8 protein-coding genes and 2 pseudogenes are annotated in these 13612 nt (G+C 68.1%); 9 read left to right on the top strand and 1 reads right to left on the bottom strand.

Annotated features, from left to right (window positions below; all coding sequences use genetic code 11):
- Positions 1 to 86 precede the first annotated feature (86 nt).
- Positions 87 to 2756 carry an Rne/Rng family ribonuclease gene (locus QP166_RS09890; protein ID WP_333917312.1) on the bottom strand — a complete coding sequence of 890 codons (2670 nt, stop codon included), beginning with the start codon at positions 2754 to 2756 and terminating at the stop codon, positions 87 to 89.
- A gap of 593 nt (positions 2757 to 3349) precedes the next feature.
- On the opposite strand from QP166_RS09890, the pseudogene QP166_RS09885 reads away from it, so the two are divergent.
- The 9 genes and pseudogenes from QP166_RS09885 to QP166_RS09845 form a co-directional block, all read left to right on the top strand.
- Positions 3350 to 4105 (top strand): annotated as a pseudogene (locus QP166_RS09885) (N-acetylmuramoyl-L-alanine amidase family protein); the annotation flags it as partial.
- A 251-nt stretch (positions 4106 to 4356) separates the two neighbouring features.
- Positions 4357 to 4677 carry a DMT family transporter gene (locus QP166_RS09880; protein ID WP_333915764.1) on the top strand — a complete coding sequence of 107 codons (321 nt, stop codon included), beginning with the start codon at positions 4357 to 4359 and terminating at the stop codon, positions 4675 to 4677.
- A gap of 45 nt (positions 4678 to 4722) precedes the next feature.
- A complete protein-coding gene (locus QP166_RS09875; RefSeq protein ID WP_333915763.1) occupies positions 4723 to 7218 on the top strand; it encodes a penicillin-binding protein 1A in 2496 nt (831 codons plus the stop codon).
- A 122-nt stretch (positions 7219 to 7340) separates the two neighbouring features.
- The gene (gene prfB, locus QP166_RS09870) at positions 7341 to 8468 is read left to right on the top strand and encodes a peptide chain release factor 2 (protein ID WP_333915762.1); all 1128 of its coding nucleotides are present in this window, start codon (positions 7341 to 7343) and stop codon (positions 8466 to 8468) included.
- Positions 8469 to 8486: 18 nt separating this feature from the next.
- Positions 8487 to 9197 carry a class I SAM-dependent methyltransferase gene (locus QP166_RS09865; RefSeq protein ID WP_333915761.1) on the top strand — a complete coding sequence of 237 codons (711 nt, stop codon included), beginning with the start codon at positions 8487 to 8489 and terminating at the stop codon, positions 9195 to 9197.
- A 210-nt stretch (positions 9198 to 9407) separates the two neighbouring features.
- A pseudogene (locus tag QP166_RS09860) lies at positions 9408 to 10203 on the top strand (thymidylate synthase).
- 75 nt (positions 10204 to 10278) lie between these two features.
- Positions 10279 to 11769, top strand: a complete 1491-nt coding sequence (locus QP166_RS09855) for a glucan biosynthesis protein (protein ID WP_333915760.1) — start codon at positions 10279 to 10281, stop codon at positions 11767 to 11769.
- Entirely contained in the window at positions 11766 to 12998 is a 1233-nt protein-coding gene (gene mdoH / locus QP166_RS09850; protein ID WP_333915759.1) for a glucans biosynthesis glucosyltransferase MdoH, read from the top strand. Before QP166_RS09855 ends, mdoH begins: the two co-directional genes overlap by 4 nt.
- Complete coding sequence (locus tag QP166_RS09845; RefSeq protein ID WP_333915758.1) at positions 12989 to 13567, top strand: hypothetical protein; 579 nt, start codon at positions 12989 to 12991, stop codon at positions 13565 to 13567. The genes mdoH and QP166_RS09845 overlap by 10 nt, the downstream gene beginning before the upstream one ends.
- Positions 13568 to 13612 lie beyond the last annotated feature (45 nt).

Raw genomic sequence — 13612 nt, 5'->3', positions numbered from 1 at the left:
TCGACCCGACTGGGGTAAAAGCAGAGATCATCGGCCGGGCTTTGCGGCGATTCGAGTGAACCGCCGCTGAAGCCCGGCCGATCGGATCACGCGCCGAAGGTGCGCTGCCACCAACCGCGGCGGGGCTGCGCGGTCGCGTCGGCCGACGGTTCCTCGGTGCCGGGCTCTTCGGCAGGGGCCGATGCCTCGGTCGCCGCCGGCTCCGGTGCCGCTTCGTCGACGACCTTCTTGCGACGCGTGCGCTTCGGCTTGGCCGGGGCTTCCTCGGCGACCGGCTCGGGCGCGGGCAGGCCGTCGTTGACCGGACCGGCGTCACCCGCCTCGACCACCGGCTCGGCGACCTTCTTGCGGCGCGTACGCTTCGGCTTGGCAGGAGCGTCCTCGGCGACCGGCTGCTCGGCTGCGACAGGCGCCGGCTCCGGCGCCGGGGCGGGTGCAGGGGCAGCGGCGGGCTTGCGGCCACGGCGCGCGGTCGGGGCCGGGGTCGGCTCGGCAGCGACGCGGGCGCGCGGACGGCGGCGCGTCTTCGGCGCGGCCGGCTCCTCGGCGACGGGCTCTTCCTCGGCGACGACCGGCTCGGGCTCGATCGCCGGAGCTGCGGCGATCTCGGCCTCGGCTTCGGGCTCGGCAGTCGTTTCGACGGCCTGATCGCCACCACGCTCACCGTCACGACGGCGACCGCGACGCCCGCGGCGACGGCGACGGCCGCCCTCACGCTCGGCTTCGTCGCTCGCTTCGGCGTCGACCGTAGCGTCCGGCTCGGCGTCGGCGTCGGCGTCGGCGTCGACTTCAGTCGGCTCGGCAGCCTCGACCTCGTCGGCCTCTTCGTCGCTGCGCTCATCACCCTCGACACGATCGCGACCGCGGCGCCCGCGACGACGACGGCGACGCCGCCCACCACGTCCGCCTTCGCCCTCGGGCGCGGCGACCTGCTCGACGGTGTCTTCGTCCTCGGCCTCTTCCTCCTCGTCAATCTCGTCCTCGACCAGATCGTCTTCGGGCTCCTCGACGATCGGACGATCGAACTTCGGCGGATGTGCGGGCGGCGGTCCGCTGGCCTCTACCGACATGCGCGCGCCTTCTTCCTCGCCATCGGGGATGATCTCGACGGTGACGCCGTAGCGATCCTCGATCTCGGCGATGTCGGAGCGCTTGCGGTTGAGCACGTAGAAGGCGGCTTCCTGGCTGCACCGCAGCGTCAGGATCGAGCCGCGCCCGCGCGCCGCTTCGTCCTCGATCAGCCGCAGCGCCGACAGGCCCGACGACGAGGCGGTGCGGACGAAGCCGGTGCCTTCGCAATGCGGGCAGGGGCGCGTCGAGGCTTCGAGCACGCCGGTGCGCAGCCGCTGACGGCTCATTTCCATCAGGCCGAAGCCGGAGATGCGGCCGACCTGGATGCGGGCGCGATCGTTCTTGAGCGCCTCCTTCATCGCCTTCTCGACCTTACGGACGTTCGATCCGTTATCCATGTCGATGAAGTCGATGACGATCAGGCCCGCCATGTCGCGCAGGCGGAGCTGGCGCGCGATTTCCTGCGCCGCTTCGAGGTTGGTCGCGGTGGCGGTCTGCTCGATATTGTGCTCGCGGGTCGAACGCCCGGAGTTGATGTCGATCGACACCAAAGCCTCGGTCGGGTTGATGACCAGATAGCCACCCGACTTGAGCTGGACGACCGGGTGGTACATCGCGGCGAGCTGATCCTCGACGCCTGCGCGCTGATAGAGCGGCACCGGGTCGCTGTAATGCTTCACCTTCTTGGCGTGCGTCGGCATCAGCAGCCGCATGAATTCGCGCGCCTGACGATAGCCGTCGTCACCCTCGACAATGACCTCGTCGATGTCCTTGTTGTAGATGTCGCGGATCGCGCGCTTCATCAGGTCGCTGTCGCCGTACACGAGCGCGGGCGCGCTCGACGTCAGCGTCTTTTCGCGGATCTCGTCCCACAGGCGGGCGAGATAGTCGAAGTCGCGCTTGATCTCGGTCTTGGTGCGCTGAAGCCCGGCGGTGCGGACGATGCAGCCCATCGACGACGGCAATTGCAGATCGGCCATGATCGTCTTGAGACGCTTGCGATCGGCGGCATTGCTGATCTTCCGGCTGATCCCGCCGCCATGCGACGTGTTGGGCATCAGCACGCAATAACGGCCGGCGAGCGACAGGTACGTGGTCAGCGCCGCGCCCTTGTTGCCGCGCTCTTCCTTGACGACCTGCACCAGCAGCACCTGGCGGCGATGGATGACGTCCTGAATCTTGTAGCGGCGGCGCAGATTCATGCGACGCTGACGCAGCGCCTCGACCTGGTCGTCGTTGGTGCCCGACCGGCCGCGACGGCGCGGGGCGGGGGCGTCGCCCTCTTCCGCGTCGTGATCGTGGTCATGATCGTGATCGGCGTCGTCGTGATCGTCGCCTTCGGCATCGTCGGCGAAATCACCGTCGTCGAGCGCATCCTGCTCGGCGCGCAACGCGGCTTCCTCGGCGGCGTGCTCGGCCTCCTCGCGCAGCAGCGCCTCGCGATCCTCCTTGGGGATCTGATAATAATCCGGGTGGATCTCGCTGAACGCCAGGAAGCCGTGGCGATTGCCGCCGTAATCGACGAACGCCGCCTGCAACGACGGCTCGACGCGCGTCACCTTGGCGAGATAGATGTTACCCTTGAGCTGCTTGCGCTCGGCACTCTCGAAATCGAATTCCTCGATCCGGTTACCCTTGACGACCGCCACGCGGGTTTCTTCCCGGTGGCGTGCGTCGATCAGCATACGCGTGGTCATTGAAAACTCTCCACGCGCCGCCCTCCGCCGAAGGGGAGGGGGCGCGACGATAAGGCGCGGCCGACCGCCCGATGGGGTCTGCCGCGCGGATGATGATGATGTCTGCTGCGGTTCGCTTTGCCGCCCACTCCATCGAGCGGGAAAGGCCGTCCGCGATCGTACCGCCGCCGGCATGGGCCGGGCGGAACAGCGATCGGGCGGAATGCGGCATTGCGAGCGTCAACCTGATGACCCCGGGGCCGGCACGTCGCCGGGCGGGGGTGGCACCGGAAGCTGCGTCGCGCGACCTTCGCGCAACATTTCCGGTCATCGCGACACGTAGCATCGCAACGTCTTCGCTTCAACCGGCTCGTTTTTATGAATTGAAGACGTTAATCATGCGGGAAGATCGGCGGTCTATCCCGATCGCGAGGGTGCAGCGTAGCGGAAAAGGGGCCATGGCGGGAACGGCGGGGGAAGGCACGGCGGGAGCGATGATCGCGGCGGCGCTGCTGGCGCTTGCCGCGCCGGCGGCGGGCGGCGATCCGTTGCCGCAGCTCGATTTCCTGCCGTGGAAGTCCCACCACGACGCCACGCCTCGCACGGTGACGGTGCGGGTGCCGCCACCCGCACGCGGGGTGCGGCTGCCGCGCGTCGCCGGCGCGGCGGGGCGTCCGCTGGTGGTGATCGACGCCGGGCATGGCGGCAATGATCCCGGCGCGGTCAATCCGGCGGTCGGGCTGCGCGAGAAGGACGTGACGCTGAAGATCGCGCGGGCGATCCGCGACGCGCTGGTCGAGAGCGGGCGGGTGCGCGTGGCGCTGACTCGGGACGACGATCGCTTCATCATATTGCGCGAGCGGTTCGGGATCGCGCGGCGGCTGAAGGCGGACCTGTTCATCTCGGTCCATTGCGACAGCGTCGGCACCGGTACGCCGACGGGCGCCACGGCTTATACGCTGTCGGACGTCGCATCGGATCGCGAGGCGGCGCGGCTGGCGGCGCGCGAGAACCGTGCCGATGTGATTGCGGGGGTGACGCTCGATCGCGACCCGGACGTGTCGTCGATCCTGATCGACCTGACCCAGCGCGAGACGATGAACGCCTCGGCCGGGTTCGCGCGGCTGCTGGGGCGCGAGGCGCGGCCGCTGATCCCGATCAAGAGCAACTTCCACCGCACCGCCTCGCTGATGGTGCTCAAGGCGCCGGACATGCCGTCGATCCTGTTCGAGACGGGATATATCTCGACCGCGTCTGACGCGGCGTTCCTCGACAGCAAGGAGGGGCGCGAGAAGATCGCCGAGAGCGTTCGGCGCGCGGTGGACGTGTATTTCGCGCGGCATATGGCGGAGCGGTAGGAAGACACCGCTCGCCTCGAGCAGCCGTCGAGCGCAGTCGAGACGGCGTGTCGAGAGGTGGTTGCCCCAAGCACCTTCTCGACGGGCGGGTTCTCGGCTTCGCTCGAACCCTGCTCGAAGCGAACGGGATGGGAATGGCGGGACTGGACTTGCGCGCCTCCGGCGCCTAACGGGGCCGCCGCGCACGCCTCTTACGGGTTTCCGGCCGCTGCGCTTTTCCATACGAGCCCGCAATCAAGGAGATCCTCGCCATGGCGTGGCTCATCCTCGGCGTTGCCGTGGTCACCGAAATCGTCTGGGCGCTCAGCCTGAAATGGGTCGCTACGCAAGGATCGTGGCTGGCGTCGATCGTCCCGATCACGCTCAGCTTCGTCAACATGGGGTTGCTGGCGATGGCGATGCGCGGGTTGCCCGCGGGAACCGCCTATGCCGTGTGGACCGGGCTGGGTGCGGTCGGCGTCACGATCTTCGGCGTGTTCCTGTTCGGCGAGAAGCTCGCGCCCGCGCAGATCGGGTTCATCGCGCTGATCATCGTCGGGGTCGTCGGCACGAAACTGTTCGCCCCTGCCTGAGCGAGTTGCCGTTTGGCGGGCGAGACCGTAAACGCCGAAACCGACATGGCTTCCGATCCGACCGCTGCCGTGCCCGTTCGGCGTATCTCTCCCCGCGCGCTGTGGCGTCGCTGGTGGGTGCGTTGGGGCACCTATCTGCTGGGACTGCTGGTGGTGGCGCTCGGCGTCTTCTGGCTGGTGTTCGCGCGCGACCTGCCGTCGGTCGACAAGCTGAAGGCGTACGAACCGCCATTGCCGACCAACGTGCGCGGCGCGGACGGTGCGCCGATCTATTCCTATGCCCGCGAACGCCGCGTCGAGCTGGCCTATAACGAATATCCGCCGTTGCTGGTGAAGGCGTTCCTCGCCGCCGAGGACAAGACCTTCTTCGAGCATCACGGCGTCGACTTCCCCGGGCTGGCGGGCGCGGTGTTCGATTATGCGCGCAAGTTCGGCACCGGGCAGCGCGCGCGCGGCGGATCGACGATCACGCAGCAGGTCGCGAAGAACCTGCTGATCGGCAACGAATATTCCCCGACTCGCAAGATCCGCGAGGCGTTGCTGGCGTATAAGATCGAGGAGACGCTGACCAAGCCGCAGATCATCGAGCTGTACCTCAACCAGATCTTCCTCGGACGTAACGCGTACGGCGTCGAGGCGGCGAGCCATGCCTATTTCGACAAGGAACTGAGCGAGTTGACGCTCGGGCAGCTCGCCTATCTGGCGATCCTGCCGAAAGGACCGTCGAACTACGACCCGTTCCGCAACACCGATCGCGCGCTGGAGCGGCGCAATTACGTGCTGCGCGAGATGGTCAAGAATGGCTTCGTCACAGCGGCGCAGGCGCAGGCGGCGGCTGCCGAGCCGATCGGTGCGATCACGCATCGCACGCCGAAGTTCGAGCGGGTCGGCGGCTATTTCGTCGAGGAAGTGCGCCGCGAACTGATCGCGAAGTTCGGTGAACAATCCGAGGATGGGCCGCACAGCGTCTACGCCGGGGGCCTGTGGGTGCGCACCTCGCTCGACAAGACCATCCAGCAATATGCCGCCGAGGCGCTGCGCAACGGGCTGTTGCGCTTCGATGCCGGGCGCGGCTGGTCGGGGCCGCTGCGGCATGTCGATATCGAGGGCGAGGCGTGGCAGGGGCCGCTGATCGGCAGCAACATCATGATCGACCACGAAAACTGGCGCGCGGCGATCGCGATCGCGCGTGACGGCGACGCGTGGCGGCTTGGCTTCGCGGACGGCACGACCGGGACGATGGCGCGCGACGCGGCGCAGATGCCGGTGCGCAACCAGGGCGGGGCCGCCTTCGCCGCGATCAAGCCTGGCGACATCATCGCGGTGGCGCCGAGCGGAACGGGTCGGTTCGCGCTGCGGTCGGTTCCGCGCATCTCGGGCGGGTTCGTCGTGCAGGAGCCGGCGACCGGGCGCATCCTCGCGATGCAGGGCGGGTTCGAGTCGAGCGTCCAGTCTTTCAATCGCGCGACCCAGGCGTTCCGTCAGCCGGGCTCGACGATCAAGCCGATCGTCTATTCGGCGGCGCTGGAGAACGGCATGACCCCGGCGTCGATCATCGTCGACGGGCCGTTCTGCGTCGACCAGGGTGCGCGGCTGGGGCAGAAATGCTTCCGCAACTTCGGCAATTCACGCGGCGCCGGGCCGCACACGATGCGCTGGGGCATCGAACAGTCGCGCAACCTGATGACGGTGCGCACCGCCGCGCAGACCGGCATGGGCCGCGTCGTGAAGATGATCAAGGCGATGGGGGTCGGCGATTATTCTCCCTATCTCTCCTACGCGCTTGGCGCGGGCGAGACGACCGTCACGAAGATGGTCAACGCTTATGGCGTGCTTGCCAATTGGGGTCGCTGGCACGATCCGTCGTTGATCGACGTCGCGCAGGATCGGCACGGGCAGGTGATCTGGCCCGAGAACTGGCGCGCGTGTGACGGGTGCAACGCGCGCGACTGGAACGGCCGCGCGATGCCGCGCCCCGCGACCGGTGGGCGGCAGGTGCTGGACGCGATGAGCGCCTATCAGATGGTGCACATCACCGAGGGCGTGATCCAGCGCGGCACCGCGACCGCGCTGCGCGACCTGAACCGCCCGATGTTCGGCAAGACCGGCACCAACAATGGCCCCACCGACGTGTGGTTCATCGGCGGCACGCCGCAGATGATCGCCGGGCTCTACATGGGCTTCGACAGCCCGCGCAGCCTGGGCGGCTATGCGCAAGGCGGGACGGTGGCGGTGCCGGTATTCAAGGAATGGGCGCAGAAGGCGTATGCGGGGATGCCGGCGATCCCGTTCCGCGCGCCGCCGGGTATCCGGATGGTCCGGATCGATCGCGCGAGCGGGCGACCGGTGTTCGGGACCTTCCCGACCGACAACGATCCCAAGCAGGCGGTGATCTGGGAGGCGTTCAAGCCGCAGAGCGAGGCACGACGCGCGCGTCGCGTCGCGCCGACCGCCGCCCCGTCCGCTCGGCCCAGCGCGAGCGCGAGCGGGACACCCGCCGGTGACAGCGACTTCTTGCAGAGGCAGGGGGGCATCTACTAAGTCGTCGGTAGAACGTTTTTTCGTCGTCCCAGCCAGTCGCCGGGATTCCCCGGTCACGTAGCCCCGCTCGTGCCGGTCGGGATCCCCTTCTGGCCGGCGCGGCGTGACCTTGGAGTAAAGTTATGCGCGCCGAAGCGCAGGCCCATGTCGACAGCATCAACGAGGCGCTGGCGCTGCTGCGCCGATTCCTCGACTGGGACCGCGCGTTGCGTCGCCTCGACGAACTCAACGCGCGCGTCGAGGATCAGGCGCTGTGGAACAACCCCAAGGAAGCGCAGGCGGTGATGCGCGAGCGTCGCCGGCTGGACGAGGCGATCACCGCGACGCGCGATATCGAGCGCGAGCTGTCGGACACCGCCGAGCTGATCGAGATGGCCGATGCCGAGGGCGATGCCGAGATGGCCGAAGAGGGCGTCGCCGCCCTCAAGGCGCTCGCCGATCGTGCGCAGGCCGACAAGGTCAAAGCGCTGCTGGCGGGCGAGGCGGATGCCAACGACAGCTATATCGAGATCAACGCCGGCGCGGGCGGGACCGAGAGCCAGGACTGGGCCGGGATGCTCCAGCGCATGTACACGCGCTGGGCGGAGCGGCGGGGCATGAAGGTCGAGCTGATCGACTATCACGCCGGTGAGCAGGCCGGGATCAAGAGCGCGACGTTGCTGGTCAAGGGCGAGAACGCCTACGGCTATGCCAAGGTCGAATCCGGCGTCCACCGGCTGGTGCGGATCAGCCCGTACGACAGCGCCGCGCGCCGTCACACGAGCTTTTCGAGCGTGTGGGTCTATCCGGTGATCGACGACAATATCGAGGTCGAGATCAACGAGAGCGAGTTGCGCATCGACACCTATCGCGCGTCGGGCGCGGGCGGGCAGCACATCAACACGACCGATTCCGCGGTGCGTATCACGCACTTGCCGACCGGTATCGTGGTGCAGTGCCAAAACCAGCGGTCGCAGCACAAGAACAAGGCGGAGGCGTATAACCAGCTGCGCGCACGCCTGTACGAGCGTGAGCTGGCCGAGCGCGAGGCAATCGCCAACGCCGAGAACGCCACCAAGACCGACATCGGCTGGGGCCACCAGATCCGCAGCTACGTGCTGCAGCCGTACCAGCTGGTGAAGGACCTGCGCACTGGCACGACCAGCACCGCGCCGGGCGACGTGCTGGACGGCGATCTCGACGAGTTCATGGCCGCGGCGTTGTCGCAGCGCGTCTCCGGCGAGGCGGTCGTCGTGGAAGACGTCGACTAAGTGGCGACGTGCGCGCCTATGCTCCGCATCGCGGCGGTGGCGTTGCTGCTGCTGGGGGCATGCGACGGGTCGCAGCCGCTCATCAAGCACAAGGCGAAGGAGCCGGGACCGTTCCCGGCCGCCGACCGCCCGATCGCGAACATCGTCTCGCCGCGCTGGTCGAATGAGGAGACGCGCGACCGGCTGGGTGAGGCCGGGCGCGTCATGGATCTCGCCGATATCCGCAAGGGGATGACGGTCGCCGATCTCGGCGCGGGCGAGGGCTATTACACGATCCGGCTGGCGGCGCGCGTCGGTGACAACGGGCGCGTGCTGGCGGAGGACGTGGTGCCGGCCGTCCACGAGGCGCTGGCGGAACGTGTCGCGCGCGAGCGGCTCGACAATGTCAGCGTGCGCTTGGGGCTGCCGGCCGATCCGCGGCTGCCCGACAACAGCTTCGACCGGATCTTCATGGTGCACATGTATCATGAGATCGGCCAGCCGTATGAATTCCTGTGGCGGATGCGGCCGTCGCTGCGCCGCGACGGGCTTGTGGTGGTGGTCGATGCCGATCGCCCGACCGAGCAGCACGGCACGCCGCCGCGTTTGTTGCGCTGCGAGTTCGCGGCGGTGGGGTACGCGCAGGTCGGGTTCCGCGAGCTGCGGTCTGCGGGCGGGTATCTGGCGACGTTTCGCGCGGCGGGGCGGCGGCCCGATCCGGCGGAGATCGTTGCCTGCCGGATGAAGTGAGCGGTTGACGACTCTTTCGTTGTACCGGGTTTGATTCGGGTCGTCGGTCTTCAAGCTCGTCATTCCCGCGTAGGCGGGAATCCAGAACCTCGGACGGTGCGCTTATATCGAGGAACCTGCGCGTCTGGATCCCCGCCTCTGCGGGGATGACGATTTGGAAGCGGGCCGGCATGGTGGCGCGACTGCGCGTGTCGCGCTACGAACCGCGGCGTGCAGCAATATCTCGACCTCATGCGTCGCGTGCTCGATTCGGGCGTGCGGCAGGACGACCGAACCGGCACCGGGACGCTCAGCGTCTTCGGGCATCAGATGCGCTTCGATCTGGCGCAGGGCTTTCCGGTCCTGACCACCAAGAAGCTTCATCTGCGCTCGATCATCATCGAACTTTTGTGGTTCCTGCGCGGCGACACCAACGTCCGCTGGTTGCAGGAGCGCAAGGTCAGCATCTGGGACGAATGGGCCGACGAAAATGGCGATTTGGGCCCGGTCTATGGCAAGCAATGGCGGGAGTGGGCGGCGGCGGACGGGCGGCAGATCGATCAGATCGCCGCGCTGATCGACGAGATCTCGCATGCGTCCGGCGTCGCGGCGGCAGATCGTCACCGCCTGGAACCCCGGTGAGCTGCACGCCATGGCGCTCAGCCCGTGCCACTGCCTGTTCCAGACGCATGTCACCAACGGGCGGCTGTCGCTGCAATTGTACCAGCGCTCGGCGGATATCTTCCTGGGCGTGCCGTTCAACATCGCCAGCTACGCGCTGCTGACTCACATGCTCGCGCAGCAATGCGACCTGGAAGTCGGCGAGTTCATCTGGACCGGCGGCGACTGCCATCTGTACCTCAACCATCTCGACCAGGCCGAGACGCAGCTCGCGCGCAGCCCGACCGTGCTGCCGACGCTGACGCTGGCGCGACGGCCGGCGTCGATCGACACGTACGAGCCGGAGGACTTCGTGCTGAACGGTTACGAGGCGCAACCGCATATCAAGGCAGCGGTTTCGGTCTGATCGTCGTGCGCACGCGGCGGCGTGTCGCGGGCGTTTTGCGTTGCAACAATTGGCGGCGTAGCTTGTTTCGCAGCCATGACGATTATCAGCCGACGCGATGCGATGCTGGCGACGGGCGCTGCGGCGCTCTGGCCGGCGCTGGCCCGGGCGCAGGCGCGCGCGGGCAGCTCGACGCCTTTCTCCTGGGCGGTCCTTCAACAACGCGCGGAGGCGCTGGCGAAGCAACCTTATCGCGCGGTGCCACCGGTCGCCGCCGCCGCTGCGCTCGATTATGACGCGGTCGGGGGCATCCGGTATCGCGCCGACAAGACGCTGGCGGGCGGCATCCGCCCGTTTCCGCTCGGCAAGTATGCGCCGGTTCCGGTCACGCTCAACGTCGTCGCCAATGGCCGCGCGACGCGGGTCGACTACTCGCCGTCGCTGTTCGAGACCAAGCCGGGCGTCACCCCGGCCTCCGGCTTCGCTGGCTTCCGCGTCATGGAGCAGGGCAAGGACAGCGACTGGCTCGCCTATATGGGCGCGTCCTATTTCCGCTCGGCGGGGGCGCTCGATCAATATGGGCTCTCGGCGCGCGGGATCGCGATCGATACCGGGCTGGAAAAGGAAGAATTTCCGGTCTTTACCGAATTCTGGATCGAGCCGCTCGGCGACGGCGGCTATACGATCTATGCGCTGCTCGATGGCGACAGCCTGACCGGCGCGTATCGCTTCGTCTCGCGTCATCCCAAGGCAGTGGTGCAGGACGTGTCCTCGGTGCTGTTCCTGAGAAAGCCGGTCGCGCGGCTCGGCATCGCGCCGGCGACCAGCATGTTCTGGTACGACGATCGCAGCCACAAGACCGCCGCCGACTGGCGCCCCGAGATCCACGATTCCGACGGGCTCGCGATGCAGACCGCCGGCGGCGAGCGCGTCTGGCGGCCGCTGCGCAACCCGGCGCAGCCGACCACCGACAGTTTCGCCGCGGATGACGTCCGCGGGTTCGGGCTGCTCCAGCGCGACCGCAATTTCGATCATTACCAGGATGACGGGGCGTTCTACGATCGCCGCCCGAACCTGTGGATCGAGCCGCGGGGGCAATGGGGCAGCGGGCGGGTCATTCTCTATGCGTTCCCGACTGCGGGCGAGACGACCGATAATGTCGTCTGCTTCTGGACGCCGGGTGCGCCGGTGCGTGCCGGGCAGCGGCTTGCCTATGACTATCGATTGACCTGGGGCGGCGACGATCCGACGCTGGACCGGGTCGCGCATGTCGTCGACACTTGGACCGGCAGCGCGGGGCGCCCCGGCGCCGAGCCGGTCGCGGGTGCGGTGAAGCTGGTCGCCGATTTCGTCGGCGAGGGGCTCGCCGGGCTGACGCGGCAAAGCGGGGTCAGTGCCGAGATCGGTATCGCGAAGGGCAAGCTGCTGGAAAGCGCCGCTTACCCGGTGGTCGGCCAGCGCAACCGCTGGCGCGTGACTGCCGATATCGCGCCGCACGCCAACGGACCGGCCGATGTGCGACTGTTCCTGAAGCGTGGCACCACGACGCTGAGCGAGACGCTGCTGATGCCGCTCTACCGATCATGAGCGAACCGCGCCCGCGATTGCCCGGACCCGCGCCGCTGGAGATGCCGGAGCAGCGCTTCGACGGTCCGCCGCCGCCTGAGCGCGCGCCGGAGCCGTTCGACGGCGCGATCGGATCGGGGGCGGATACGTTCGCGCGGCGCGCCTTGCTGGTACTGCTGACGTTGGTGCTGGCGCTGGCGGCGTCGACGACGCTCAAGGAGTCGGTGCTGACCGACGGGCTGACGATCAGCGACATGCTGTTGCTGACGGTGTTCTTCCCGCTCTTCGCGCTGCTCGCCTTCGGGTTCATCAACACCGTGGTCGGCTATATCGTGCTGGCGACTGGCTTGCATCCCGGCTTCACTCCGATGCCGCGCTGGTCCGAGCCGTTGAAGGGCCGCACCGCGATCCTGATGCCGGTGCATAACGAGGATATTGGCGAGGTCTGCGGGCGGCTCGCGCACATGGCCGAGGCGCTGGCCCGTACTGGAAGCTGCGGTGCGTTCGACTTTTTCATCCTGAGCGACTCCGCCGCCGAGAACGAAGCCGCGGAAGTGGCGGCGTGGCAGGCGCTTGCCGAGCGATCCGAGTGCGCGATCTATTACCGTCGCCGCATCGAGAATGTCGGCCGCAAGCCGGGCAATATCGCCGACTGGCTGCGCACGCACGGCGCGGCCTATGACTATATGCTGATGCTCGACGCCGACAGCCTGATGGGCGGCGACACGATCGTCGGCATGACGCAGATCATGGATCGCCGCCCCAGCGTCGCGCTGCTCCAGACCGTGCCGCAGGTGATCGGCGCGTCGACGCTGTTCCAGCGCTGGATGCAATATTCCAGCCGCATCTATGGCCCCGCGGCAACTGCCGGGCTGGTGTGGTGGTCGGGAGCGGAGGCGACTTTCTGGGGGCACAATGCGCTGATCCGCGTGCGGGCGTTTGCGGACAGTTGCGGGCTGCCGGTGCTGCCGGGCGCACCGCCGTTCGGGGGCACGATCATGAGCCACGACGTCGTCGAGGCGGCGTTGCTGCGGCGGCGCGGCTGGCGCGTGCACATGGTGATGACCGAGGAGACGTTCGAGGAATATCCCCCGACGCTGATCGATGCCGGGGTGCGAGACCGGCGCTGGGCACAGGGCAATCTCCAGCATCTCCAATTGCTCGGCGCATCGGGATTTCATTGGGTCAACCGTCTGCAATTGCTGCTCGGGGCGGCGGGCTATCTAGCCTCTCCCTGTGGTTGCTGCTGATCGCGGTCAGCGTCGTGCAGGCGGTGCGCGGGGAGCCGGGGCTGATGTCGGGTGATCCGTCGGGGATGGTGCTCGAACTGACGCTGGCGTTGCTGTTCGGGCCGAAGCTGCTCGGCATCATCCATGCGCTGGGCGATGCGCAGCGCCGCCGGGCGCTGGGCGGGGCGATGGGTATCCTGCGCTCGGTGTTGATCGACGTGCCGCTGTCGACGCTCGCCGCGCCGGGGATCGCGTTGACGCAGACGATCGACCTGCTGGGCGTCGCGACGCAGCGCAAGGCGGAATGGCATGCACAGAACCGCCGGGTCGACGGGCTGCCGATGTCGGCAATCCTGCCGCGCTACCGCTGGCATGTGCTGGCGGGGGCGTTGTTGCTGGCGTCGTCGCCGCTGATGCCGGCCGCGGCGCTGTGGCTGGCGCCGGTTACCGCCGGGTTGCTGCTCTCGCCGCTGATCGTTCAGTGGACGGCGAGCGAGCGCTGGGGCGCGCGGGCGGCGCGGGCGGGGGTGTTCGTGACCGATGCCGGACGCGAAACGCCGCCGCCGGTGCCGGCAGTCGCGGCGGGGTAACGCTTCTTCCTCGACCGGGGGCCGGCACGACGCGGGGTTCCAGAT

Origin of the sequence: Sphingomonas sp. LR60 (assembly GCF_036855935.1) — a bacterium.
Lineage (GTDB): Bacteria > Pseudomonadota > Alphaproteobacteria > Sphingomonadales > Sphingomonadaceae > Sphingomonas.
Note: the sequence above shows the minus strand (reverse complement) of the source record. Positions and strands in the feature narration are given on the sequence as shown.

Coding starts and splice junctions, on each gene's coding strand:
- QP166_RS09875 (WP_333915763.1), top strand. CDS start 4,723: ATGGCTTCCGATCCGACCGCTGCCGTGCCCGTTCGGCGTATCTCTCCC.
- QP166_RS09865 (WP_333915761.1), top strand. CDS start 8,487: ATGCTCCGCATCGCGGCGGTGGCGTTGCTGCTGCTGGGGGCATGCGAC.
- QP166_RS09890 (WP_333917312.1), bottom strand. CDS start 2,756: ATGCTGATCGACGCACGCCACCGGGAAGAAACCCGCGTGGCGGTCGTC.
- QP166_RS09855 (WP_333915760.1), top strand. CDS start 10,279: ATGACGATTATCAGCCGACGCGATGCGATGCTGGCGACGGGCGCTGCG.
- QP166_RS09880 (WP_333915764.1), top strand. CDS start 4,357: ATGGCGTGGCTCATCCTCGGCGTTGCCGTGGTCACCGAAATCGTCTGG.
- mdoH (WP_333915759.1), top strand. CDS start 11,766: ATGAGCGAACCGCGCCCGCGATTGCCCGGACCCGCGCCGCTGGAGATG.
- prfB (WP_333915762.1), top strand. CDS start 7,341: ATGCGCGCCGAAGCGCAGGCCCATGTCGACAGCATCAACGAGGCGCTG.